General features: G+C 36.3%; 21 protein-coding genes, 1 tRNA gene, 1 rRNA gene and 1 pseudogene (1 of these 24 running past the window's edge). 7 read left to right on the top strand and 17 right to left on the bottom strand.

Annotated features, from left to right (window positions below):
* The 3 genes from BK579_RS06285 to BK579_RS06275 form a co-directional block, all read right to left on the bottom strand.
* Nucleotides 1–1,439 (bottom strand): 16S ribosomal RNA (locus BK579_RS06285); it reaches 130 nt to the left of the window's first position.
* A 906-nt stretch (nucleotides 1,440–2,345) separates the two neighbouring features.
* Nucleotides 2,346–2,948 carry a hypothetical protein gene (locus tag BK579_RS06280; RefSeq protein ID WP_078544353.1) on the bottom strand — a complete coding sequence of 201 codons (603 nt, stop codon included), beginning with the start codon at nucleotides 2,946–2,948 and terminating at the stop codon, nucleotides 2,346–2,348.
* Between the two features lie 200 nt (nucleotides 2,949–3,148).
* Complete coding sequence (locus tag BK579_RS06275; protein WP_078544352.1) at nucleotides 3,149–3,334, bottom strand: hypothetical protein; 186 nt, start codon at nucleotides 3,332–3,334, stop codon at nucleotides 3,149–3,151.
* A gap of 159 nt (nucleotides 3,335–3,493) precedes the next feature.
* Between BK579_RS06275 and BK579_RS06270 the strand changes: the two genes are divergently transcribed.
* The 4 genes from BK579_RS06270 (at nucleotide 3,494) to BK579_RS06255 (ending at nucleotide 6,603) form a co-directional block, all read left to right on the top strand.
* Nucleotides 3,494–4,027, top strand: coding sequence for an RNA polymerase sigma factor (locus BK579_RS06270; RefSeq protein WP_078544350.1), 534 nt, complete (start codon nucleotides 3,494–3,496; stop codon nucleotides 4,025–4,027).
* Nucleotides 4,005–4,646 (top strand): hypothetical protein, encoded by a 642-nt coding sequence (locus BK579_RS06265; protein ID WP_078544348.1) that lies wholly within the window; start codon nucleotides 4,005–4,007, stop codon nucleotides 4,644–4,646. Before BK579_RS06270 ends, BK579_RS06265 begins: the two co-directional genes overlap by 23 nt.
* Before the next feature lie 59 nt (nucleotides 4,647–4,705).
* A complete protein-coding gene (locus BK579_RS06260; RefSeq protein WP_078544346.1) occupies nucleotides 4,706–5,512 on the top strand; it encodes a hypothetical protein in 807 nt (268 codons plus the stop codon).
* Nucleotides 5,513–5,637: 125 nt separating this feature from the next.
* Entirely contained in the window at nucleotides 5,638–6,603 is a 966-nt protein-coding gene (locus BK579_RS06255; protein ID WP_169891079.1) for a processed acidic surface protein, read from the top strand.
* Nucleotides 6,604–6,786: 183 nt separating this feature from the next.
* Here BK579_RS06255 and BK579_RS06250 read toward each other — a convergent pair whose 3' ends face one another.
* From BK579_RS06250 to BK579_RS06240, 3 genes are all read right to left on the bottom strand, one after another.
* Entirely contained in the window at nucleotides 6,787–7,305 is a 519-nt protein-coding gene (locus tag BK579_RS06250; RefSeq protein ID WP_078544343.1) for a GNAT family N-acetyltransferase, read from the bottom strand.
* A gap of 16 nt (nucleotides 7,306–7,321) precedes the next feature.
* Complete coding sequence (locus BK579_RS06245) at nucleotides 7,322–8,224, bottom strand: DMT family transporter (protein ID WP_078544341.1); 903 nt, start codon at nucleotides 8,222–8,224, stop codon at nucleotides 7,322–7,324.
* 137 nt (nucleotides 8,225–8,361) lie between these two features.
* Entirely contained in the window at nucleotides 8,362–10,554 is a 2,193-nt protein-coding gene (locus BK579_RS06240) for a beta-propeller domain-containing protein (RefSeq protein ID WP_078544339.1), read from the bottom strand.
* A gap of 202 nt (nucleotides 10,555–10,756) precedes the next feature.
* Here BK579_RS06240 and BK579_RS06235 point away from each other — a divergent pair.
* Nucleotides 10,757–10,828 (top strand) — tRNA-Ala (locus BK579_RS06235).
* 152 nt (nucleotides 10,829–10,980) lie between these two features.
* Nucleotides 10,981–12,490, top strand: a pseudogene (locus tag BK579_RS06230) (aminotransferase class V-fold PLP-dependent enzyme).
* 461 nt (nucleotides 12,491–12,951) lie between these two features.
* Here the strand turns inward: BK579_RS06230 and BK579_RS06225 are convergent.
* From BK579_RS06225 to BK579_RS06195, 7 genes are all read right to left on the bottom strand, one after another.
* Nucleotides 12,952–13,800: an SDR family oxidoreductase gene (locus tag BK579_RS06225; protein WP_078544337.1), complete on the bottom strand. Its 849-nt coding sequence runs from the start codon at nucleotides 13,798–13,800 to the stop codon at nucleotides 12,952–12,954.
* Nucleotides 13,800–14,873 (bottom strand): mannonate dehydratase, encoded by a 1,074-nt coding sequence (uxuA, locus tag BK579_RS06220; protein ID WP_078544335.1) that lies wholly within the window; start codon nucleotides 14,871–14,873, stop codon nucleotides 13,800–13,802. Before uxuA ends, BK579_RS06225 begins: the two co-directional genes overlap by 1 nt.
* 54 nt (nucleotides 14,874–14,927) lie before the next feature.
* A complete protein-coding gene (locus BK579_RS06215) occupies nucleotides 14,928–15,587 on the bottom strand; it encodes a bifunctional 4-hydroxy-2-oxoglutarate aldolase/2-dehydro-3-deoxy-phosphogluconate aldolase (RefSeq protein ID WP_078544333.1) in 660 nt (219 codons plus the stop codon).
* Between the two features lie 29 nt (nucleotides 15,588–15,616).
* Nucleotides 15,617–16,570, bottom strand: a complete 954-nt coding sequence (locus BK579_RS06210) for a sugar kinase (protein WP_078544331.1) — start codon at nucleotides 16,568–16,570, stop codon at nucleotides 15,617–15,619.
* Between the two features lie 38 nt (nucleotides 16,571–16,608).
* The gene (locus BK579_RS06205) at nucleotides 16,609–17,610 is read right to left on the bottom strand and encodes a LacI family DNA-binding transcriptional regulator (RefSeq protein ID WP_078544330.1); all 1,002 of its coding nucleotides are present in this window, start codon (nucleotides 17,608–17,610) and stop codon (nucleotides 16,609–16,611) included.
* Between the two features lie 356 nt (nucleotides 17,611–17,966).
* Complete coding sequence (locus BK579_RS06200; RefSeq protein ID WP_078544328.1) at nucleotides 17,967–18,167, bottom strand: hypothetical protein; 201 nt, start codon at nucleotides 18,165–18,167, stop codon at nucleotides 17,967–17,969.
* A gap of 9 nt (nucleotides 18,168–18,176) precedes the next feature.
* The gene (locus BK579_RS06195; RefSeq protein WP_169891078.1) at nucleotides 18,177–19,706 is read right to left on the bottom strand and encodes a glycosyltransferase; all 1,530 of its coding nucleotides are present in this window, start codon (nucleotides 19,704–19,706) and stop codon (nucleotides 18,177–18,179) included.
* 494 nt (nucleotides 19,707–20,200) lie between these two features.
* Between BK579_RS06195 and BK579_RS06190 the strand changes: the two genes are divergently transcribed.
* A complete protein-coding gene (locus BK579_RS06190) occupies nucleotides 20,201–20,401 on the top strand; it encodes a hypothetical protein (RefSeq protein ID WP_078544325.1) in 201 nt (66 codons plus the stop codon).
* Between the two features lie 151 nt (nucleotides 20,402–20,552).
* Here the strand turns inward: BK579_RS06190 and BK579_RS06185 are convergent, their stop codons facing one another.
* From BK579_RS06185 to proB, 4 genes are all read right to left on the bottom strand, one after another.
* Nucleotides 20,553–21,941, bottom strand: coding sequence for a multi antimicrobial extrusion protein MatE (locus BK579_RS06185; protein WP_235848357.1), 1,389 nt, complete (start codon nucleotides 21,939–21,941; stop codon nucleotides 20,553–20,555).
* Nucleotides 21,942–22,023: 82 nt separating this feature from the next.
* On the bottom strand, nucleotides 22,024–22,230 hold the full coding sequence (locus BK579_RS06180; protein WP_078544324.1) for a hypothetical protein: 207 nt from the start codon (nucleotides 22,228–22,230) through the stop codon (nucleotides 22,024–22,026).
* Between the two features lie 465 nt (nucleotides 22,231–22,695).
* Entirely contained in the window at nucleotides 22,696–23,955 is a 1,260-nt protein-coding gene (locus BK579_RS06175; RefSeq protein WP_078544323.1) for a glutamate-5-semialdehyde dehydrogenase, read from the bottom strand.
* A gap of 70 nt (nucleotides 23,956–24,025) precedes the next feature.
* Nucleotides 24,026–25,159: a glutamate 5-kinase gene (gene proB, locus BK579_RS06170; protein ID WP_078544322.1), complete on the bottom strand. Its 1,134-nt coding sequence runs from the start codon at nucleotides 25,157–25,159 to the stop codon at nucleotides 24,026–24,028.
* Nucleotides 25,160–25,284 lie beyond the last annotated feature (125 nt).

Genomic DNA, 25,284 nt, shown 5'->3' with positions numbered 1-25,284 from the left:
GGGTGTTACAAACTCTCGTGGTGTGACGGGCGGTGTGTACAAGGCCCGGGAACGTATTCACCGCGGCATGCTGATCCGCGATTACTAGCGATTCCAGCTTCATGCAGGCGAGTTGCAGCCTGCAATCCGAACTGAGAATGGTTTTATGGGATTCGCTTAACCTCGCGGTTTTGCTGCCCTTTGTACCATCCATTGTAGCACGTGTGTAGCCCAGGTCATAAGGGGCATGATGATTTGACGTCATCCCCACCTTCCTCCGGTTTGTCACCGGCAGTCACCTTAGAGTGCCCAACTGAATGCTGGCAACTAAGATCAAGGGTTGCGCTCGTTGCGGGACTTAACCCAACATCTCACGACACGAGCTGACGACAACCATGCACCACCTGTCACCTTTGTCCCCGAAGGGAAAACTCTATCTCTAGAGCGGTCATAGGGATGTCAAGACCTGGTAAGGTTCTTCGCGTTGCTTCGAATTAAACCACATGCTCCACCGCTTGTGCGGGCCCCCGTCAATTCCTTTGAGTTTCAGTCTTGCGACCGTACTCCCCAGGCGGAGTGCTTAATGCGTTTGCTGCAGCACTAAGGGGCGGAAACCCCCTAACACTTAGCACTCATCGTTTACGGCGTGGACTACCAGGGTATCTAATCCTGTTCGCTCCCCACGCTTTCGCTCCTCAGCGTCAGTTACAGACCAGAGAGTCGCCTTCGCCACTGGTGTTCCTCCACATCTCTACGCATTTCACCGCTACACGTGGAATTCCACTCTCCTCTTCTGCACTCAAGTCTCCCAGTTTCCAATGACCCTCCCCGGTTGAGCCGGGGGCTTTCACATCAGACTTAAAAGACCGCCTGCGAGCGCTTTACGCCCAATAATTCCGGATAACGCTTGCCACCTACGTATTACCGCGGCTGCTGGCACGTAGTTAGCCGTGGCTTTCTGGTTAAGTACCGTCAAGGTACGAGCAGTTACTCTCGTACTTGTTCTTCCTTAACAACAGAACTTTACGACCCGAAGGCCTTCATCGTTCACGCGGCGTTGCTCCGTCAGACTTTCGTCCATTGCGGAAGATTCCCTACTGCTGCCTCCCGTAGGAGTCTGGGCCGTGTCTCAGTCCCAGTGTGGCCGATCACCCTCTCAGGTCGGCTACGCATCGTTGCCTTGGTGAGCCGTTACCTCACCAACTAGCTAATGCGCCGCGGGCCCATCTGTAAGTGATAGCCGAAACCATCTTTTAATAGAGAACCATGAGGTTCTTTATATTATCCGGTATTAGCTCCGGTTTCCCGAAGTTATCCCAGTCTTACAGGCAGGTTGCCCACGTGTTACTCACCCGTCCGCCGCTAATTAAAGGAAGCAAGCTTCCTTTAATTCGCTCGACTTGCATGTATTAGGCACGCCGCCAGCGTTCATCCTGAGCCAGGATCAAACTCTCCAATAAGAGATATTTGATTGCTCAAATAAAAATTTAAAACTAGATTAAACGTTGACGCTTGTTTATTGTGTTCAGTTTTCAAAGAACTTTTGTAGTCACTTCTCAAAAGCGACTTTATTAATATAACATCTGTTCAACTTGATGTCAACACTTTTTCAGATAAATAATGTGCACCAATTTCGCAGAAGACAATGTCGTTAACAGCGACGTTGATTAATATAACATGTTGAATTTATCATTGCAAGTCCTTTTTTCATTTTTTATTTAGTCTCTATATAACCTTAATCAAAATTTTAGTAATTAGATATAGTAGATAGATCAAAGAAGTGACTCTTTAATGCGAACCCAAACAATAAGCTAAGTATTTTCAAAGTAGACCCAACACTATTAAAAATTCGTACCAATAAAATGCAAATGATGCTCACTAGTGTGGCATGAGCGGAGAGCCCCTTGACTCCTGCGGGATCCAGTAGTCTCGTGAGACCCCGCAGGAGCTGAGCCCCTGGCGACGAGGAGGCTCACGGACCACCCCGCGGTATCCCGCAAGTGGATCGCAGCTCACGGAACTCTACATCATTAGGTATTTTCAGGGTAGACATCCATGCTAAATATGTATTTCGCACCATGGAGAATGAAAACAGGTACTTACTAAGTGTGGAATGAGCGGAGAGCCACTTGACTCCTGCGGGATCCAGTGGTCTCGTGAGACCCCGCAGGAGCCCGCCCCTGGCGACGAGGAGGCTCACGGACCACCCCGCGGAAAGCAATTGGATCGCAGCTCATGGAACTCCACAACCAAAGTTATTTTCAGGGTAGACTTTTACGTCTACTTTTAGGTTTTGCTCTATATAAAAATACTCGTCCAGTGAAAACAAAAAATACTGCCACAATATTAACTGCGGCAGTAACCTTTCATATAAGAGATCTATAATATTGCTCTAACTCCAACACTTGTTCTTTTTCAATCTTTAACTGAAGTTCTTCATATAATGCAGCTAAAACTCTAAAACAGCTCATATTGATATAATTCTGACTCGTACTTTCGATTTCATTAATTAAAATAGGTAAAATTTTAATATCGCTCTTACAATAGTAAATACACTCTTCTGTAGATTGACTTTTGTGAAATCTGTTCTTATAGTGCAATTTAATCAGCCAAATATAACAACTATGAATCTGTGATATATCCTTTGCCAATTCAATTGCTTTTAATAATAACTTTTCAGTTAGATCATACTTCTCCATTTCAAAAGTCCAGTTCGCAATACCAATCAAAAAGGAGCTCGCGTCCCTTCTAGTTGTTAGTTTGCTATCAGATGAGTCAACACCCTCTAGCTGAAATCCTAAAATACCAAATGAACGCTTACAAACATTTCTAAAAACATTTCTGTCCTTCTCACTTAGAGTTTCCCAAAACTCTTCCAAAGATAATTGTCGTATAAGGCCTCCGTATTTCAAGGACAATCCTTCAGGTCCTGCCATATTTCTAGATTTAAATAAATGTATTAAACTCAAACAAACCACCTCTCCATTGTACAAACAGTGTATGCTGCTCCATCATGTTTCATGAAAAGGAACTGAGTTTAACTATTTACTTAACGTTATTGCTTTTGACCATTCTTAGAATGACGCTATGAATTTCGAAGGACAGCTTTTTCCCCTGGAAGTACAATTACTAACAATCTTTAGGAAAAGATTCTTTCTATTAATAAAATTTAGAAGTAGAGAGAGTTTGCTAGAAATGCAAAAACCACTCCCATTGTTGAAGTAAATATAATAGATCCTGCTTGTACCTTCCCCTCACTATTACTTATCCTGATCCCTTCCATATATGCGTATGATAAGAGAAACAAACACATGATAAGCGATAAAATCATTGCAAATGATTGAATAAATTCCATTCTATTTTCCTCCACTAGTTTTTTTACTAGATGTATATGATAAAAGATAGATTAGTATACCCAATTAGTAGATAATGTTTTAGAAAAACAATTAGAATTTACTGTAAGAATTCCATTCGCTATTCGTCTAATCATTATCAAGGTCAGTGAGGTGAACACATGAATACAAATGCATTAATTGAAGAATGGTTTTATTTATATAGTGATGACGTTTATTCTTTTCTTATTTATTACACTGGCTCTAAGGATGTGGAGGATTTGCTCCAAGATGTTTTTATAAAAGCCATGAAATCTATCAACTTGTTCGAAGACAGATCTAGTCCAAAAACTTGGCTTATTTCTATTGCAAGGAATTTAGTCATCGATCGCTCGAGAAGGACTCGACTATTTAAATTTTTCCTATTAGAGTTATTCACACTAAAAATAGAGAAAACACCAGAAGGAGAATTTCTAGCAAACGAAACTCTTAATGAAATTTACAACGAAATTAGTTTACTTAAAACATCCTATAAAGAAGTATTACTATGCCGACTGGTTTTGAATTACAGTGTCGACCAAACGTCTACTATATTAGACTGGTCACCATCTAAAGTAAGCATCACATATCACCGGGCGATAAAGGCCCTTAGGAAAAGACTTGAGAATCATAGCATTAAAGGAGGAACGACTGATGAAAACACGACGTATAATTGATTTACAAAATAAAAAATTCCCTTCCTTTACTCTTGACCCTAACAATAAGCATTCAATTTTGCTCAATATAAAAAATAACAATCAACAAAAAGCGTCAACACGATTTCTTTCATACCATTTTTTAATGCATACTCTAACAAGTGCATTACTAATATTTGGCATCATTGGAGTTGGATATTATGGTGTGAATCATTTTCTTTCTAATAGTGAACAAGGAACTCATCAACAGGAAGATTATTCTATCAGCTTACCTCCTGATATAGAAGTCGAAGTAGAAAATGAAAATTCCAGACTTTATAGAAAGAATGGGAAAGTGATTGGCGGCTTTAGAAAAGTAAATCAAGCAGAAAAATCAAAGTTGCTCTCCCAAGGTGGCATTTTCGAAACCAATCAGGTTGAGGATTTAAATTATCCCACTGAACAAATGCTCGTTCATATAAAAAACGTGATTCACGGGGAGAGTGTTACAGCTGTTGTCCATTACTTCATTAAGCCAAATCAAGATACCGATATTGAATATAATTTATACTTTTACATCTTCGGTTCATATGATGACGAAGAATCCATGGTAAAGGCAAAGATTCATAAGTTGGCAAAATCGATGGTTTTAAATAAATAGCAACACTATTCCCTTTTGATGAATACTTATATAAGAACACCTTATTTTGGGGGTTAAGCATGATAACAATTAACGGATTACCATTAAATCTCGTTCAGCAATTAAATCAAGCTTCTTTACCAGAAATAGAAATCATAGAAACAATGATTAATCACGCAGAAGAATATGAATATCAATCAGTAGAAGAGTTATGGTTTGAAATCAAGTTTAGAGTAGCGATCTTACACTCTTCAAGGAAACTTGATCATAGTCGAGTCAGAGTTGCCACGTTTGCAACTTCAAAGTGTAATGAGCAATTTTGGAAGTTAACAAAAAATGGAGCATTTCATGTAAGAAAAGATGTCCAGCCAACAGAGGCAATCACAGATATTTTTAGAAATGGGAACTTGTACTCATTCGAAAGCGCAACAGCGGTGGTAATCATTCTTTATAAAGCAACTCTTGAAATAGTAGGGCAAACCTTATTTAATCAGTATTTTACTGATTTAGTATTATACGACTGGCATTATGATCAAGACCTCGAATTACTCACAACAAAGGGAAATGAATTTATCTTTGGTGATTGTATCTATATCAAAAATCCAGAATTCGATCCACACACTCCATTTTGCAGAGGTGGGTACGCAATAGTAATGGGGCAAGATAAGTATTATGATCATGGCATAGGGATTAAGCAGGACAAAGCAATCATCTCACATTTAAATAATCACCGTAAAACAAATGCACAAAAATCAGCAAATATTTTGGAACAAGTGACTAGGCCACACTTTAACTCCTTATTTAAAAATAAGCAACACTCACTGTCCCCCAAAGTCTCTTGTAAGCTTCTGATTGCTTATTTAGGGAAAAAAATTTATATAAGTTAAGATAAAGAACATATATTTTGCTATGTTCTTTTTTGTACTTATTTCATCTAATGTAAAAGCACATGCATTATTTGGTAAAAGTTGAAAATACTACACGTAATACCTTATTATTTGGAGGATTTACCATGAAAAGATTTTTAGTACTTTGTTTAATTCTATCCCTTCAATATGTGAGTGTTGCTAACGAGGTACATGCAGCTCTCTCTAATGAAGAAGTAAAACAATATATAGAAGGAATAGGATTAACACATGAGGAATTAACAGATTATTTAGCTTATCACAATTCATCTCTTGATGAATTCGAAACTGTTGAGGAATTAGAGTCCTATTTAGGAACTCCTATTGATGCAAATAATTTTGGTCAATTATTAACTGTCCATGATTTAACCGAGAAAGAGCTTCATACTCTTTTAGCTGGATTTGGTGAATCCATTGATGATTATCTTTTTATTGAAGATTTAGAAGTAGATGTGAACTTTTATCTAAAGCATGCAGAGACACTACACGAAGCTGAACGTTTATTATCTGATATTGGACTTAGCGAAGATGAGGCTGACCGCTTATTCGAACATCTAATTTCAGTTAATAAAAACAATACCATTGAAAATGAACTAAGTACTATTAACATTAATTTAGAGCAATACTTCTCATATGATACAGCAACGTCTTTATCAGATGGACAAAAGAATGATTTATCGGCTCTTTTTGAGAATATGTTAAGTACACTACGATTAAATCCTTCTTACTACATTGTTATGGATAAGACAAAAAAAGACATCTCTCTTCAGGAATTGTTAACAATGAATGTTTCAGAAGACATGGTTGTGGTTGTTGAACTAATGGATGAAGAAGACCAAGTGATCATGGATATGCATTTAACTGAGGATAGACTTAACTCCGATTATCTGTTAGATCGTGGAGAACAGTTTTTAAATATCGCAAGTTCTGCCAACGAATTGAATGTGGCAATGACTGGTGCTGATTTACCTAACACAGCATCACCCTATGGAAACAATATAGTAATTGGACTAGTTATATTACTCATTGGATGTTTGTTATTGTTAAAAGGAAAAAAACTAAAAAGATCGTAGATTGTAAAAAGCCCTTACTTTTATGTAGGGGCTTTCTGTTTTATTGGCTACTTTGGTAGATTTTGTTTCCGCTAAGTGTATAGATAACTACTATGGTACCAAGTGAAACTACATCGATTCTTAAAGTTCTATATTTATAACTAAAATAACAACATAGCCACATAATGTTACTAAAAAAGAGCCCTAGAATAATTCTTCGATTCGCCGCCACCCGTATGCATATTCAATTAGCGATGCTCCTGATATCAGAATTTGTCCAGAATCGACCTTTTCCGGTCCAAAGATTTCGTAAAAGTAACGTGCTGGGTTATCTTTTAAAAACCATACTAATAACGAACGAAAGCCCTTCTTAGATAAATCTTCTGAAACAACTTTGATTAACTTCTTCCCTAAACCTTGTCCTTGATATTCTTTGAGAAAATAAATCGTATACAATTCTCCATCATAATCATATTTTCCGCTTCTTTCCTTCCCACCACTCGCAAAGCCTATAATCTCTTCTCTCTCATTTTCCACAACATATGTACATGACTTTTCAAAGCCTTGTTCGAAAATTAGTGTCCAAATCTTCTCTTTTTCTTCATACTTTAAGCTATCAAGATAAGCTTTTGGAACAACTCCTTCATAAGTTGTTCTCCAGCTATCTACCTGCACTTTGGCAATCCCTTTAATGTCTTTATAAACCGCGTGTCGAATTCTCAATAGTTCATTCACTCCTTTAGCTTGCAGTAGGCTGCGGGTGAGCTAATACCTTCGTTCTTTTTCGTTCACTCAACAGATAGCATGTAATTCCGAAGATTATTACTACTCCCCCAAAAATTTGCGTAGCTAATATCTTTTCTCCAAGAATAAAATACGCTAATATAGCTGCACCTACGGGCTCAAATAAAATGGCGATTGAAATTGTCGAAGTACTCACCCATTGTAAAGCCCAATTAAACAACGTATGTCCCAGCAAGGTCGGAACAATCGCTAATAGAATAAAGACGATCCAATCTTGTTTTGGAAATCCAGTTAGGGGATAATTCAGTAATACTACATAGAAGAATAAGGTTACACTGCTAATACTATATACAACAAATGTATACGTGATGATCGATACACGTTTGCGAACATGTTGACCGAATAAAAGATAAGCTGTGACCATTGCACAAGCAACCAATGCAAGAAAATTGCCATAAAGAGCCATTCCACTTACCTGAAAATCTCCCCAACTGATAATCAAACTACCAGCTATACCAAGCAACCCGCTTGAGATCGCACTAAAACTTAATTTTTCCTTAAAAAACAAAAAGGTACCCACAAACGCAAAAAGTGGTTGTAACGTAACCAACACAGTTGAACTTGTTACAGATGTGTAATTTAGTGATTCAAACCATAGAATGAAATGAAATGCTAAAAACACACCAGCAATGACAGAATAAATCCAATCTTTTTTAGATATTAATTTTAGTTCATGCTTATACTTATATAAAAATAGAGGTAACATTAATAAAACTGAAAAAAACAAACGGTAAAACGCAATGACTGGAGCTGGCGCACTTGCTAGTTTCACTAAAATGGCGGATGTGGCTACAGCCAACACTCCAATTCCAATTAATATATAGGGATTAATCTTCATTATTTAACTCCTTCAAGTCCACTCAGGGCAGTTAACTTTATAATTAATTCTGATGTAATTATATCCGAATTTCACAAAAACGGAAGCGAAAAATAGAAGCAAGACCATTGATTAATATAATCAATGGTCTTGCCACTTTAATATTTAACTTCCCCAACAAGCTGGAAGCTCCCGATTTGATGCGCTGTTACCCTAGACGGAGATATAGAATAAAGGTGATCTCCTATATATACAATCCGAGAAATACTATTCTCCCATTCCTCATAAAAGACCTCATCCTGCAAATGTGTTATCTTGTCTTGAAGCTGAAAACCATCTTCCAAATTAAGGTTATAAACATAGGCCCCTTGAAATTCAAATCGTTGTTCATACTCTGAGCCCTCTACATCATGATAGATAGAAATTGGGAATGCAAATAATCCCTTGTCTTTATGGAACAATAATGCTTTATGGTCATAATTCAAAGGAGAATATGTGCCACGTCCACCAATTACTTCACTGAATTTTTCCTTTGGATTTGATACATCTGTGATATCAAAAAGTGAAATCTTCACTCCTTCTGTGATTACTAATGGTTCTTCCCCCGCTTGTTTACTTGGAACTAATTTTGTATCATGCCCAAAACCGATAATATGGTTTTCATCATATGGGTGTAAGTAATTACTAAACCCAGGTATTTTCAATTCCCCTAGCACTGTCGGGCGACCTGGATTACTTGCATCTATTACAAATAAAGGATCTACTTGTTTAAATGTAACAATATAAATTCTGTCTCCCAAGAATCGAGCAGAATAAACACGTTCACCTCTAGCTAAATCTTCAAGTGTGCCTTTTTGCTTTAGGTTCTCATCAAAGATATATAAATGATTAGCAGAAGGTCGCTCATTGTTCCAAGAATCTCCTTCTGTAGTCACTACTCGAAAATGACCTGAGTACTCATCCATTGAGAATTGATTCAAAATGGTTCCAGGAACCTCTGCTGAACTATGAAATGTCACAATCCCCTTGTTGATTGAAAATTTATAGATGCTCGTATCAGGATTCGGGAATTCTTCTGCTCTACTTCCAACAAAGTGACTATATTCAGTCACTCCTAAATACAGACTTTCCTTTGACATATAAAATTGCTCTCCACTCCCCAAATAGGTCGTCATTTTAGCCTCATTATTTGGTTGATTCAAATTAAAAGAAGCAATCATCGTGTAATTAGTTTCGGGTGATTCAGGAAAATAATGAATGTCAGTATATGGTACAGCACACTTTGAATCTCCACTAGCCGAATCAGAAAACCTTGGTCTTAAATCAATTCCACCATCTTCTTCAAGCAACCAGTAGCTTGGGGCATGTGAAGAAATTAAATAAACATGTTCATTAACTTTTCTAGATGTGAGGTACGAGCCCTCAACCTCAACCGTACGAATTTCCTTTGGTTCATGCTTATTGCTCACATCATACACAATTGCTCGAGTGGACTGGTAATAGCCCGGCCAAATACGCTCCTCTGTTGACTGCTTCTTTTCGTTTCCTTCTTTTATTTCTTCATATGCGTAACCAATGACGACTAGTTGATCATCATGGAGAAATAGCTGTACTGGCGAAAAGGTCTCTTTATACAAAATCGTTCCTGCTAACTTCATATTTTCTGCAGGAATGGCCTTTGTAATGAGTACTTTTCTATCTTCTACTTGATATATAAACTGTCCGTCCGTTTTAACAGTATCTGCCTCATCAACACCTTGAACTTGATTATTCGTTTCTGAATAACCTCCGCCCTCACTCGATTTTGCAGAATCCGCAGCCGATTCAGATTCAGCCGATTCCTCTACCCCATTCGAAAATGAAAATAAACCAAAACCTCTTCCTTCTTTTGATCTCTCAATAGCTTTTGTAAAAATTTCGTCTAACTTTTGCTTAGATCTGACCGTAGGTAATGTCTCTTGAACAACAAAAGTCAATTGTTTCCCACTTTGCAAACTTTGTCCATTCGATGCAGATTTAATCTCTTTTTTTACGTATAAAGTATAATAAGTAGGTTCAATACTATATCCTCCATTTGGAGCATAAATAGTAACAGATTTTCTATCCTCACTCAGATTTAAGGTTATTTTTTGTTTTATTCCCATATCATCCTGGATAAATATAGTTTCATTAGAAATTGATTTTGGATCCACTTGTTTTGAAAAATCGATCTCCCATTCTTTTGTGGGCATAACGATTAACTTCTCATCAGTCCAATCATTTATTACCTTTGGGCTCATTCCAACTAAAACAGCTAATGTAATGCCCCAAACGATTACGACACCGACAATGAAAAATAACTTCTTCTTCATTCTTTAACCTCCTTACTACGTTAGACGTAAGTAACTGAATTTTGTTACACGATTTACCATATAAGGAAATGCTTCGTAGTTAGCAGTATTTGATATTCTATTTTTTGACAAAGGAACAACAATAGATATACAAATTAGAATAGTCTATTGACTAACTGTATAACCGACTTTAAAATAGAATTGTAAATCAATATATTATTATGGGACTGTAGTTCAGTGGGAGAATACTTGTCTGGCAGACAAGGGGTCGTGGGTTCGAATCCCATCAGTTCCATTTCAACAAATCAATCCTAAACACTCCATTTGCCTACTGCATGGAGTGTTTTTTGTATATTAAAATTCAAAAGTATTTAATACAAATGACTAACTCTTTAATTCCCTTTGCATATTGTATACATCAGAGGAATAGTTGAAGGGAAAGGATACATCATGATAAAAGCGATAATTGGAGATTCCACCTATTTATTGCAAAGTGAACTCGAACAATTTTTCCAACAATATCATCAACATGTAAGTGGGTATAACTACCATTTTGAAACACCTTATGGTAAAAAGAAAATGATTTATGCAGACTGGACTGCAAGTGGACGACTATACAATCCTATTGAATCCAAAATCCAACATCAAATTGGTCCATTAGTTGGAAATACACATACAGAAACAAATGTTACTGGAACGACTATGACAGAAGCATATCATCATGCACAACAAGTAATTAAACAACATGTAAATGCGAATGAAGATGATATCATTATTATGGATGGTTCTGGTATGACTTCAGTAGTAAATAAATTACAACGATTATTAGGGTTAAGAGTTCCTTCTAATATAAAAGCAAACATAGCTGTAAATGAGGAAGACCGACCAATCATTTTTTTGTAACACATATGGAGCACCACTCAAATTTTCTATCTTGGATTGAGACAATCGGAGAAGTGATTAGTTTAGAACCCATAGATGATGGTCAAATCAACATTAACCACCTACAAGATAAACTAAAGCAGTATCAACATCGTAAGTGTAAAATCGGAGCTTTTACAGCTTGTTCAAATGTTACAGGATTAACTTCCCCTTATCACCAGCTTGCAAAAGTGATGCATGAACATGGAGGTATTTGTTTTATTGATTTTGCGGCTTCCGCACCATATGTTGAGATTGATATGCATCCAACAGATCCGCTTGAACGACTTGACGGCATCATGTTCTCTCCCCATAAATTTTTAGGCGGTCCCGGTAGCAGTGGAGTGTTAATTGTTAACTCTTCCATCATTTCGAATAAGGTACCTGACCATCCAGGTGGAGGTACCGTCATGTGGACAAATCCATGGGGACAGTATCAATACTTTCCAAACCTTCAAGCAAGAGAAGATGGCGGGACTCCTGGCTTTTTACAAGCAATAAAAATAGCACTTTGTATTCAATTAAAAGAACAAATGGGTGTTAGTAATATTGTAAATCGAGAAAAAGAAATGATAGAGATTCTTCTATCCGAATTAGCAAAAATACCAAAATTGCATATTTTTGAACAAAATCAATTCGATAGATTAGCGATTATTTCTTTTTATATTGAGGATATACATCATCATTTAATAGTTGCTTTATTAAATGACCGTTTTGGAATTCAGGTACGTGGTGGGTGTTTATGTGCTGGACCTTATGGCCACTATTTATTAAATATTGATAAAAAACAGTCACAAAAGATTACAGATACAATTAGTAGTGGAGATTATTCCACGAAACCTGGTTGGGTTCGTATTTCACTCCATCCTATTATGACAAATAAAGAAATATACTTTATCATTCAAGCTGTGAAATTAGTAGTGAAAAATATTGACGAATGGAAGAAGGACTATGTATATGATCGCGCAAAGACCTATTTATTCATCGCTCAACTGTTAAGATTGATGTGAGTAATCTTTTTAATCTGGACGTTTAATTGTTATACAAAAATTGAGACCTTTATAGACTAATTTGTATGATTTCTTTCCTGAAAATACTTAGTCTTTAGAATTCCATTCGCTGCAATTCACTCGCTTTCCGCAGGGCGGTCCGGGAGCCTCCTCGTCGCAGGCTCCTGTGGGGTCTCCCGAGACCGCTAAATCCTGCAGGAGTCGAGTGACCTTCCGCTCATTCCGATCGAGGTACAAACCCTTTTCGTTTAACATGGTGGGATTTTTTTTAGCATTGAGGGGTCTACCCTGAAGATAACTTTGGTTGTGGAGTTCCATGAGCTGCGATATCTACGCCCTTAATTTTTGTGAATATCACAAAAAGCAGTTCAAATATTAGCTTTGAACTGCTTTTCTCTTTTTTGGCACTTTAGACATGAAAAGTGCCTCACACTTATTTAATTGGGTATGAATTCAAAACTTTCGTAGTTCCAATTGGGTGAAGATACTAGACTCCAGAATACGCCATGAATCCTCCATCAACAGGCACTGTAATACCAGTAACAAAGCCTGATGAATTTTCATCGACTAACCATAATAGTGTTCCTAATAAATCTTCTGGTTTTCCAAATCTACGCATTGGAGTGTGTGTGATAATCTTATTAGAACGTTCAGTTAAGCTACCATCTTCATTTGTTAATAGCTTTCTATTTTGTTCTGTTAAGAAAAACCCCGGTGCAATTGCATTAACTCTGATTCCTACGTCAGCCATATGAACTGCTAGCCATTGTGTGAGGTTATCAATTGCTGCTTTAGCTGCACTATAAGCAGGAACTTTTGTCATTGGTGATGGAGCACTCATTGATGACATATTGATAACCACAGCACCTTTTTTATTCATCATTTTTTTCGCGAAAATTTGTGTTGGAATAAGTGTACCAAGGATATTTAAATCAAAGACAAAACCAAATCCTTCTTGACTTAAGTCAAAAAAGGTTTGAATTCCTTCCTTATCAAGATCGTCTACCTTTAACGTTTCATTCGTTGTTGTTCCACTAGGATGGTTTCCACCAGCGCCGTTAATAAGAATATCACATTCACCAAGCTCCCTAGATATAACCTCCTCAGCTTGTTTGACACTGTCTGCATCCAATACATTGCATGAAAGGGCTATCGCTATTCCACCTTCTTCTCGTATTTCCTTCGCAACCACTTCGCCTTTTTCAGCGGTTCTATTCAAGATAGCGACTTTTACTCCTTGTCTTGCAAGCTCTTTAGCCATCGCACTACAAAGAACGCCACTACCTCCAGTTACAACTGCTACTTTCCCATTCAAATTTTCATTAATTGGTAACATTATGACTTCCTCCCATTTAAACGCTCTAGTGAATCCCAAATTCCCCAAAGATACATTATTCCTAACCCTCTATCATATAGACCATAACCTGGTCTGCATTCTTCTCCCCAAATATGGCGGCCATGATCTGGTCTAGCATATCCTGTGAATCCACTTTCATGGTAGGCTTTTACTACATCATAGATATCAACGGTTCCGTCCTGTGTTCGATGAGAGGTCTCAATAAAGTCTCCATTCTCATACACCTTCACATTTCGGATATGCGCAAAAGGAATACGTTTTGCAAACTCACGTACCATATCTCCTACATTGTTTGAAGGATTTGATCCTAATGAGCCACTGCAAAGAGTGATTCCATTTGATGGACTATCAACTAAATTTAAAACCCTGCGTATATTCTCTCTGCTTGTTATGATTCTTGGTAATCCGAAAATTGGCCATGGTGGATCATCTGGATGGATGCCCATTCTTATCCCATTCTCCTCAGCAACAGGAATAATTTCTTCTAGGAAATAAGCGAGGTTATTAAATAAATCTTCTTCACTCACTTCCTTGTACGCCTCAAAGAGTTCTTTTAAACGCGATAAGCGTTCAGGCTCCCACCCTGGCATCGTGTATGTTGAATTTGTAGATATCTTTTCAACAAGCTCAATTGGGTCCATATTATCAACCTTTGCTTTTTCAAAAAACAAGGCTGTAGAACCATCCTCCATAACTTTATACAAATCGGTTCTTGTCCAATCAAACACCGGCATAAAGTTATAACATATAACTTTCACTCCAACTTCAGCTAGTTTTTTGATGGTTCTTTTATAATTCTCAATATATTGATCTCTTGTTGGTAGACCTAGCTTGATATCTTCATGAACATTCACACTTTCAACGACATCGATATTAAGTCCATATTTTCCAGCCTGATTTTTAACTTCTATTATTTTTTCCATAGGCCATTCTTCGCCTACTGGCACATCATGCAAAGCCCAAACAATGCCCTCGACTCCTGGAATTTGTCTAATCTGTTCAAGGGTAACACTATCATTTCCTTCACCATACCATCTAAAGGTCATTCGCATTATTATTACCTCCCTGTTTATAAAATGATTATGTAAAATTATTTCATTTGATGGTTATCCAACTACCATACCTGCTCTTGCTTCCCTTACAATTGAACAGTACTGACTCGCTAGAGTGCTCACCTCATCGAAATTCCCTTGTTTTGCTGGCTTTGTCAAATCACTTCCAATCCCGATAGCAACAGCCCCATTTTTTATCCACTGATCTGCATTTTGAAGATTTACTCCACCTGTTGGCATCAGTGATGCCTGAGGCACTGGACCATTAATAGATTTAATAATTGAAGGATCGAAGGTATTACCAGGAAATAGTTTTACAATATCTGCACCATATTCCATTGCTGTTTTTATCTCCGTAATCGTCATACAGCCGGGCATATATGGAACTTGATACCGGTTACATAGTTTTGCAGTATTTTTATCAAAACAAGGACTAACGATATACTCAGCTCCAGCAAGAATGGCTAGTCTTGCAGTCTCACTGTCTAGAACACTTCCTGCCCCTAGTATTAATTCTTCTTCTTTAAATTTAGTTTTTAAAGAGCGGATAACCTCTAATGCACCAGGTACTGTTAAAGTTACTTCAATAGCTTTTATTCCGCCAAGTATACATGCTGCAGAAATCTTTTCTGCCTCTATTTCTGATTCTGCTCTAACAACGGCAACAACACCACATTCAATGATTCTATTTAAAATATTTAACTTTTTAACCATTGCATATTCTTCTCCTTTAAATTGAATTATTAACGTTCGATAAAATCCTTTTCTCCCATTCGAATTAAAACATCATCTAAAAATGGTAGTCCTTCATTATCACCCGAAACGCTTACAACCATGGAGCCGATTGTATTAGCAAAATGCAAACTGCGTTCCAATGTCCAATTTTGTAAGACTCCATACACAAAACCTGCATCAAAACCATCGCCAGCGCCAACCGTATCAACCACTTTTTTGGCTACTACTGGGGGTGCTTCGATAATCCGACCATTATGGTATCCTATTGATCCTTCCCCGCCACGTTTTATTGCAACATAGGAAATTCCTAAATTAACACTTTTTTCAATGATCGTTTTCTCATCACTTGTGCCTAGTAAAAGTTCGGCTTCATCGACACCTGTTAGAAGAATATCGACGAATGGTAAAAACTTCAATAAAGCTTCTTTTGCCTCTTCTTTACTCCAAAGCTTTAAACGAATATTAGGATCGAAAGAAATTCGCAAACCATGCTTTTTGGCTAAATCAATTCCTTTTAGAATGATATCCATATTCTTTTTATCAATCGCAGGAAATACCCCTGTGATATGTAGAAGTTTGGCATCTTGAAAATAAGAATCTGTTAAACTCTCTGGAGTTAATGTCAATGTAGGTGAATTGTTACGATAATAAAAAGTCCTGCCAGTGCCGTCCTCTAACACTTCTCTGAAGTTTATAGATGTAGGATATCCATCCACTAGTTTCACTTCAGAAGTATCGATTCCTTCACCTCTTACAAAATGTTGAATGTATCTTCCAAACTCATCATTACCCAAGCGACTAATCCAACCAGTTTGTAGTCCTAAGCGTGCACAGCCAATTGCAAAATTCAGCTCAGCTCCACCAACATTACGCTGAAAACTATTCACAAACCTCATCGGACCGTTTTTGCTTGGATTAAATGTAATCATGGCATCGCCAATGGTTATAACATCTTTTAGCATAGATTCAATCACTCCAATTAATTATTTAATAGCTACATTTAGCATGAATTTCTAATATTTAAGGTAGGTTCAAACCGAAATATTTCATCACATACTGACTGTTCATTTTTAATCTTTTCAAGAAGGAGCAAAGCCGCTTTTCTACCCATTTCAGATGTTGGTTGTGAGATGGTTGTTAATTCAGGTGTATAAAAGCTGGCAAAAGAAACATCGTCTATTCCTATGACTGCCAAATCATCAGGTATGTTTAACTGTCTTTCTTTTGCATACTTTAAAACTTCGATTAATGTTAAATCGTTTCCAGCGATCATTGCATTGGGCGGATTTTGCTGTGAAAGCATTTCTTCTAGGACAGATTGAACATTCTCTAATTCACTCGTTTTGATATAACTTTGATTAACTGTAATATTCCTTGCGACTAAAGCCTTTTGAAAGCTGTTTACCCTCTCAATACGAGGAGTAATATTTCTATGAATAGAATTAGTAATGAAAGCGATTCGTTCATACCCAATATCTACAAGATAGTCAGTTGCTAACTTCATCGCCATTTCATTATCAAGCATAATTGATGGGACTGACACCTCATTGACTATCCGATCTACAAAAACAAGCGGAAATTTACTAACTACCATCTTTTGATATAAATCAACGTTACCACCTGTTGGAAAGATAATTAATCCATCTACTTGCTTGGCTCGAAGCATTTCAATATATTTCTTTTCCTTTTCCGGATCATTATCAGCATTACATACAATAAGATGAAAATCCTCCTGATGACAAATATCTTCAATCGTTCTAATAACCTGTGTTGAAAATGCATGCAATATATTAGCTACAATTACCCCAATCGTGGAAGTGGACTTTTGTTTTAGACTTCTTGCAATGATATTTGGCTGATAGCCTAATTCTTCAATGCTCTCTCTAATTCGTTCCTTCGTCTTTTCCCCCATGTAGTCATACCTTTTATTCAAATACTGGGAGACCGTGCTTTTTGAAACGCTTGCATGTTTTGCCACATCAGCAATGGTTATATTTTTCATATTTAACTCCAATTGATATTTTGTAAATCGATTTAGTAAATGAGATTATGCCCTATACACTTTTTACTAAATCGATTTAGTAAGAGACCAAAAAAAATAAATGTTCTTACTTTAAAGAAAAGGAATTTTTTTAATAATTATATGATAATAGAAAAGGTCTAACAAGCAATTTTTAGCAATTTCATATAATTAGTTTATGTTAATAAGTAAAGAAGCGACTGGTTTGTGTGCTCTATCCGGGTGGCGCGTTGATAGGCATTAACCTCACTATATTTTTAATATTATAAAAAGGTCTTTGTTCCTTAAAAAAATGTTAAAGAACAAAAACCTTAATGTAATACTTCTGTAGTAAAAATTTATTTAACATCCTCAAGCTTTATAAATTCAGTGTTCATAATCCCATCAAAATCAACTGGTCGGAGCTCGTACCACCCTTTAATACTAGGGTATACAGTAAGTTCTTTTCCTGGTTCATCATATTGATTTACTACAATAGCCTTTTCTGAGGGTCTAGCATATGTTTTAACTTGTTTGGATATTGTTTTAACTTTTTTCATTAATTTACCTCATCCTTTATCTTTTTCATTTAAAACTACATTAAAACTTAAATTATCATGAGGTTTTGTATAGTATGGTTTAATTACGTATTTTTTTCCAAAAGATGATATTCCACTTACAGGTTTGTGTGCTTTTATTGATAAATCTCTATCTTTTCCGATTCTTCTCCTCTTGACATAGCCATTTATTGAAGCTTCAACAAATAAATCCCATGCCCCTAAAAGATTGTGATCAAATAATAGTTCTTTATAATACACCATAAATTCAAATACTCCAGATGAATAAGGATCAACGATACTAACAACTGATTTCTCAATACCTGTTTCCCTATGAACAATCTTTAATTCGTATGCAATATCTTTATTAATTAATAAACTTTGAGTCATCTGACCTTCTATTACAAAGAAGCTATCCTCAAATTGTACTTTATTAATGAATATATTAGAGGTGTTGTTTTGGTTAACTACATGCTCTTCATCATACGCACATTCTTTTGTATGTTGTTTTACTCTTGCATAGATTAATCCATCTTCAACCCTTGTTACATCAATCGCTGTCACTTTATCTAATTGCTTGTGTATGAAAAGGAGTTTTTTAATATCATTATCTTTCACAACGTTAACAAAATAATGAAAACGTGATGCCAATTGTTTTACTATTTCGTCGTCAACATGCTTATCAAAAAATAACTTAGCTTCATTTAACCAATCCTTTTTTTGATCGTTGGTCAGTAGGTTAGACAATAAATGTCCTCGCAATCTACTTGCATGCAGAAAACGATTAATAAAAGCAATTTTCAGTTCTTTCTTGTATAATTCATGTATATCACTGTCCTGCAAGAACTCCATGATTCTGTTAAAAGAGAAAAAGAATTCCTCAGCAGGGAAATACTTTAAGCTTAAATTCTCATTACCCCGTGCAACCACATAATAGTAATCATAGTCAGCTAATACTGTAATTACTTTTGCCTTAATGTAACATTGCATGACAAATAGCTGATCTTCACCTACAACTGCTTTTGGATGGAACCTGAAGTTATTTTCCTTAATAAATGCAAGGTTAAACATTTTGTGAGGTGCTAAAGAATATACGAGATTATCCTTAATGATATCTGAATTATATAGGTTTCCGCTTTGAAACATCGATTGCGGAACAACTCTTCCATTAACACCAACGTATTTGCCATAGATAACATCAGATTTATTCTTTACTGCTTGATTATAAAATCTCTCTAATGTCTCTTCACCTATAAAATCATCATTATCTAAAAACATGATATATTCCCCACGTGCTGCCTCAATTGCATCATTTCGTGGTATCATAGGACCGCCCGAATTTTCGGCGCGGTCAATTAATATAAGATTTTTCATCACTTTACTATATTCGGAGATAACCTCCTTGCTATTATCTGTTGATCGATCATTAACACATATGATTTCAAATTCATCTTTGCTCATTGTTTGATGCATTAAAGAATCAAGCGTTACATTTAGATGCCTAGCTGCATTGTAAATAGGGATAGCTATAGAAACCTTCAACATTTTTACCTCCAACTGATTCTATCTTTACTTGTGCAATTTTTATTAACCAATTATAGCACGTACATTTTTTAAATAGAAATTATAAAAAATAAATCTATAATTTACTACTAATCTTGATTATTTTAGACATAATATGCGCATTTACTTCAAAAAAATATTATCTCAAAGTATATATCAATAGGCAACTCTTCCATATCCCTCGGATTTAGTCGAATATACTCGTAAAGTATTAGTTATCATCTGAAGAAAACATGTCAAACATAAAAAAGAAGCCGGACCGGTAAGACTGACTATCATTTCTGCTATTATCGTATCAATTGACATCGTAACCTGGTCTGGTTTCTCCTCACTAAGATAAATCCAGATTTCCTAAAAATTAGGGATTATCACTTTAAACTAGCTCCATTAACACCATCTGTCAGAAAAGAGCCTAGTATAAAAACCACTTTGATCCCCCATACTATATTATAAAAATCGTAGGTGGGAGCAGAATGAGTATCTTTAATGTATTTTCTGAATGGAAAAACGATAGACACAATAATCATTTATCACATATGAAATCAATTGGAAAATGTCCAGAATGTAATGGAAGTAGGATTGTCCCCACATTTAGAGCCTTATACAATGGGCCACCACTTTGTCCCGGATGTGATGGTAGTGGGTTGTATTCTGACTGGGTAGATCGTCAATAAGAAACGTGGAAACACCTTAATCTTTCCCGAAAAAACTTTTCGACTCTAACGCGCAGTGTCTGGAGAACTCTCTATTTGCTAAGCTCAGGAGCTAGAAACAAGAACTACATTAAAAAGAGAGAAGCACCATTTATAGATGCTTCTCTCTTTTTTATAAATTTGTTTCCATTCGGTCTTGTTTTTTACTAGTCCCCTTCAGTGTAAAAATACTACTCCGCCCATTATTCTTTTCAATTGAATTCACAATAAGACTCACAACGATAAATTCAGCCAATAAACCAAGCGATTGAGCAAGCGCCCCAATAACACCATTCCAACTAGTTACAAAATGAACTCCTATCCCTAAGACAATTAATGTAATTACCAGGTTCGTTGATTGAGAAATAATTGTTACTTTCGTTTGTCGGTGCAACATTAAAATGCCATTTAAAAAATCAACAAAAGGAAAAACTAAACACATAATCATGAACATCTTCAAGACTTGTAAGCTCGCATCTAATAATCTACCATTAACCCCCATCACTTCATGTAGAAAAAGACGTCCAATTTCTGTATAAGAAAAGATCCCCAGTAAAATAACCGGAATAAAACTAGTTATTAATGAAAATTGTTTTACCTTCTCTTCATGATCATCATAAAAATTGATGACAATTTGATGGATATATGAGAAGAAACTTAAAAATAACTGTGTCACCCCAAACGCAATGGCATAGCTAGCAATAGCTAATTCAATATCTTCAGTTTTACCTAAAAATACATTTATTGCTGGGCCTATCAGAACAGTAACAAATGATGACAACATAAGAGGATTGTAAAACCGAAAAATTTGACGCTTGGAGCCAATCTTCTCCTCACTTTGCTCCGGCATTTTTTTCACCAACTTACGTGCTTCAAGCATACTTATGACACACTCAATGACCATTCCTGTTAAAAAGATATACGCTCCCGTGATTGCCGTGATATTTCCTGTAGCTATAAAATATATAGATAGAGAATACATTCCTGCTAACCTGATAATCATTCCGATTGTTAACCACTTTGTTTGACGATTGAAGATAATTATACCGTGACAAAGACAACGTAATCCTGAAAATATCGTTACATAGATTAACACTTTATAGATCTCTTTAATTCCAGCTACCATACTTTCTTTTACTCCGAATACAGTTAAAAAGATAAAGTCACCCATTGGTGTATAAGCAATCGCTAACGAAACTAGAAGTAAAGCTCCAATGATATAGATAGAAAATTTGACCATAATGTTAAATGAGTTTTTATCTCTAACAAGTGTTGAGCAGGTCTGCCTAAGAATCACTGCCAGTCTTTCCGTAATGGCAAACAAACTAAGTGCAATTGCGTAACTCGCAATAATTAACTCGGAATTTTCGGCACGCGCTAACGTACTATTTATAATTAGATGGGAAAATGTCACAAGACTTGCAGATATTCCTAACGGTATAAAAAATAATAATAATGTTCTCGTCTTTAACTCTTCTCTTCTCACATGCTTCATTTTTTCAGCACCTTTTCTCACAGTCATACAAAGTAAAGAGCCAGGAACCATTCCTGTACGGGAGTACAAGAGTGATGCCGGGCTTCTTTAGCATATTTTATAATGGTTGTTAAACACCCATCTTACGGCGGGTATTACTTGGTTTTTTTGTCATTTGGCTTTTCGCCTTTTGATTAGTACTTAATCCATGCTTTTGTCCTTTTGCTTGAGCCTGCTTTTTATTAGCAAGCTGCTGTTTCATTAGTTCTTGAAGACTTACTTTTTTACGTTCTGGTGCTTCTACATTTTCATTATTGGTTTGATTAGCGTCAGACATATTAGGACTCCTTTGCTTTTAAAATAGACTGTTTTCGTATACTTTGTTGCCTTTAAAAACCTTTTAAAATTACTATGATCTAGGGTGACTGGCATCTTTTCTTCCTCTAAATTATAACCATAACATCAAGTGAATAGTATAACTTACTACAATAGATCAATTGCAACAAGCTTTCAGAAAAGAGCCTAAAGATTTAGTATTGTCACCATTATAATACAAAGCTAAAGATAACACCATACACCAGAAAATGCGTGTTGAAATGTGATATCAACACGCATTAAACTTTTTTCAATTAGGCTGTTTTCGTAAACTTTGTTGCTTTTAAAGGTCTTTTATAATCACTATGAACTTGGTAAAGTCGCATCTTTTCTTCCGAAATGATAACCATAACATCAAGTGAAATAGTGTATCCTACCTAAAAACGGGTCAATTAGCAACAATCTTCCAAAAAAGATCCTTAAATTATTACCTTACTTGACCATTTCCGCTCATTAAAAATTTAACTGTTGTTAATGCCGGTAATCCCATAGGACCTCTTGCATGTAATTTTTGGGTAGAAATACCAATTTCAGCCCCAAAACCTAGTGCACCACCATCTGTAAATCGAGTTGAAGCGTTATGGTATAAAGCTGAAGCATCAACAAGCTTCATAAAAAGAGATGCTGCATCTTTATCTTCAGTAATGATTGCTTCTGAATGTTTTGTTCCATATGTTTCAATATGGTCAATTGCTTCATCAATAGAGTTAACTACTTTTACGGCAATATCTAAGCTTAGATATTCATTTGCCCAATCCTCTTCGTTCGCAGGCTTTGCGTTTGCGATTTTACTAACAACCGTTTCGTCACCGTGAATTGTTATGTTATGTTTAGCACAAGTTTCGATAAAGTTCTCTAGGTTTTCAGCAAACCAATCTTTATGGATAATCACTGTTTCTGCTGCATTACAAACAGCAGGACGGTCTGTTTTGGCATTGACTAAGATAGATAATGCTTTTTGGGTATCTGCAGAACGATCAATATAAAGATGGCAATTACCAACACCCGTTTCAAGAACAGGTACTGTTGCATTATTAACGACTGCATTTATGAGAGAACCGCCACCACGAGGGATTAACACATCAATGTGCTCCTTCATTGTAAACAGCTGCTGTGTTGCTTCCCGATCTGTACTCGCAATAAATTGAACAGCCTCTTTTGGAATCTTAGTTTTCTCTAATGCACGATGCATAACTGCTACAATGGCTTTATTAGAGGAAATTGCTGATGACCCCCCCTTTAAAACAATTGCATTACCAGATTTTAATGCTAAACCAGTTGCATCAACAGTTACATTAGGTCGTGCTTCATAAATCATTCCAATAACACCAAGTGGAACTGTTATTTTTTCAACCTTTAGACCATTATCTAAAGTCCACTCTGATAGGGTCTCATTCGTAGGATCTGATAATTTTGCTACCTGACGTAAACCTTCTGCAAAATCAAAAATCCGTTCCTTTGTTAAAGTTAATCTATCAATAAATGCAGCTTCATACCCTTTTTCTTTTCCTACTTCTAAATCCTTCTGATTTGCACTTAAAATGGTTTCATATTCTGATTCTAAATTCTCTGCCAAGGTTAAAAGAGCTTCATTTTTATCCTCTGTAGTTAATATACCTAATTTTCTTGCTGCCTTTTTTGCTGCTATTGCCTGAGCTTCAACCGTCGTTTTTTCTATTACAGCCATCCAATCCCTCCAATGTTTTAAGGAGTGATCCGGGTTCGTTTGTTAGTAACCGGATCACATTCCGCTTTTCTTATAGCCCAGCCGGTATTGAAATATCCATATGACATACGAAGTTTTCAATATCTATAACTGGCTTTATATGTGATTGTTCATTATCCGCTTCATCTAGGTACTCTTGAAGTTTATTTGACGATAGATTAATAATGCCTAACCCTATCTCTTCACCACTTTCAATGCACAAACGAATAACTGAGCCTTCTTTAAAATGTCCTTCAAACTCATTAATTTCATTGATAAAAACACTTTGCTTTTGCTCAATAAGCAATTCTTTCGCTTTAGTTGACAATGTCATTTTCCCTTTTGGACCTGAGTTAAAAGCAATCCACTGCTTTTTTTGATTTAAAGAAATTGTGTTATCTTCAACCTCAAAATAGGTTCCTTTTGCTGTACCATTTACGGCATCAATCATGACATTCTGAAGACTTGCTTTCCCTAAGAAAATATCAATTCCTAGAGTCATCGCGATCTTAACAGCATCAATTTTCGACTTCATACCGCCTGTTCCAACAGCACTTCCGGAACCTCCAGCAGCCGCCTCAATTTCTGGCGTAATATCAAATACTTTATCTAGCAATTTTGCATTCTCATTTTTTCTTGGGTCAGAATCATATAAGCCATCTATATCTGAAAGAATAATTAATCGATTAGCTTCTACCAGTCCTGCAACTTTTGCTGAGAGCGTATCGTTGTCTCCAAACTTTAATCGATCAATTGTCACTGTATCGTTTTCATTAACAATAGGGATAATCCCTCGTTCTAAAAGCACATTCATTGTGTTTCTCATATTGTTATAGCGATTTTCATCTGAAAAGTCACTTCTTGTAATTAAGATTTGTGAAGCTACATAGCCATGAGACAAAAATAATTCTGAATATGCCTCAATTAAAAGCCCTTGCCCAATGGAAGCAGCAGCTTGCTTTTCTGGTAATGAACATGGTCGGTCAATACATCCGAGCTTACGATATCCTGCTGCTACAGCTCCTGAAGAAACGAGAACTACTTCATGACCTTCATCTTTTAGCTGAACAACTTCATCGACTAGCTTTTCAAGCTTTTTTCTACTAATCTCACCATGTCTACTCGTTAGTGAGCTGCTTCCTATTTTAATTACAACCCTTTGGTTGTTGACGTCTTGGGCCGTCATTGTATCACTCCTGTGTCTGTTGTTTATCTAAGGCTTTTTCTAAAAAACTGAACATATTGAACTGTTTTAGAATCGTTTTCCGGAATAATAACCCAGGGTGGAGAAGTCGATTCGGTCCGATCCCC

Source organism: Litchfieldia alkalitelluris (assembly GCF_002019645.1).
Lineage (GTDB): Bacteria > Bacillota > Bacilli > Bacillales > Bacillaceae_L > Litchfieldia > Litchfieldia alkalitelluris.
The sequence above is the reverse complement of the archived record's forward strand: the minus strand, read 5'-3'. Positions and strand labels throughout refer to the sequence as shown.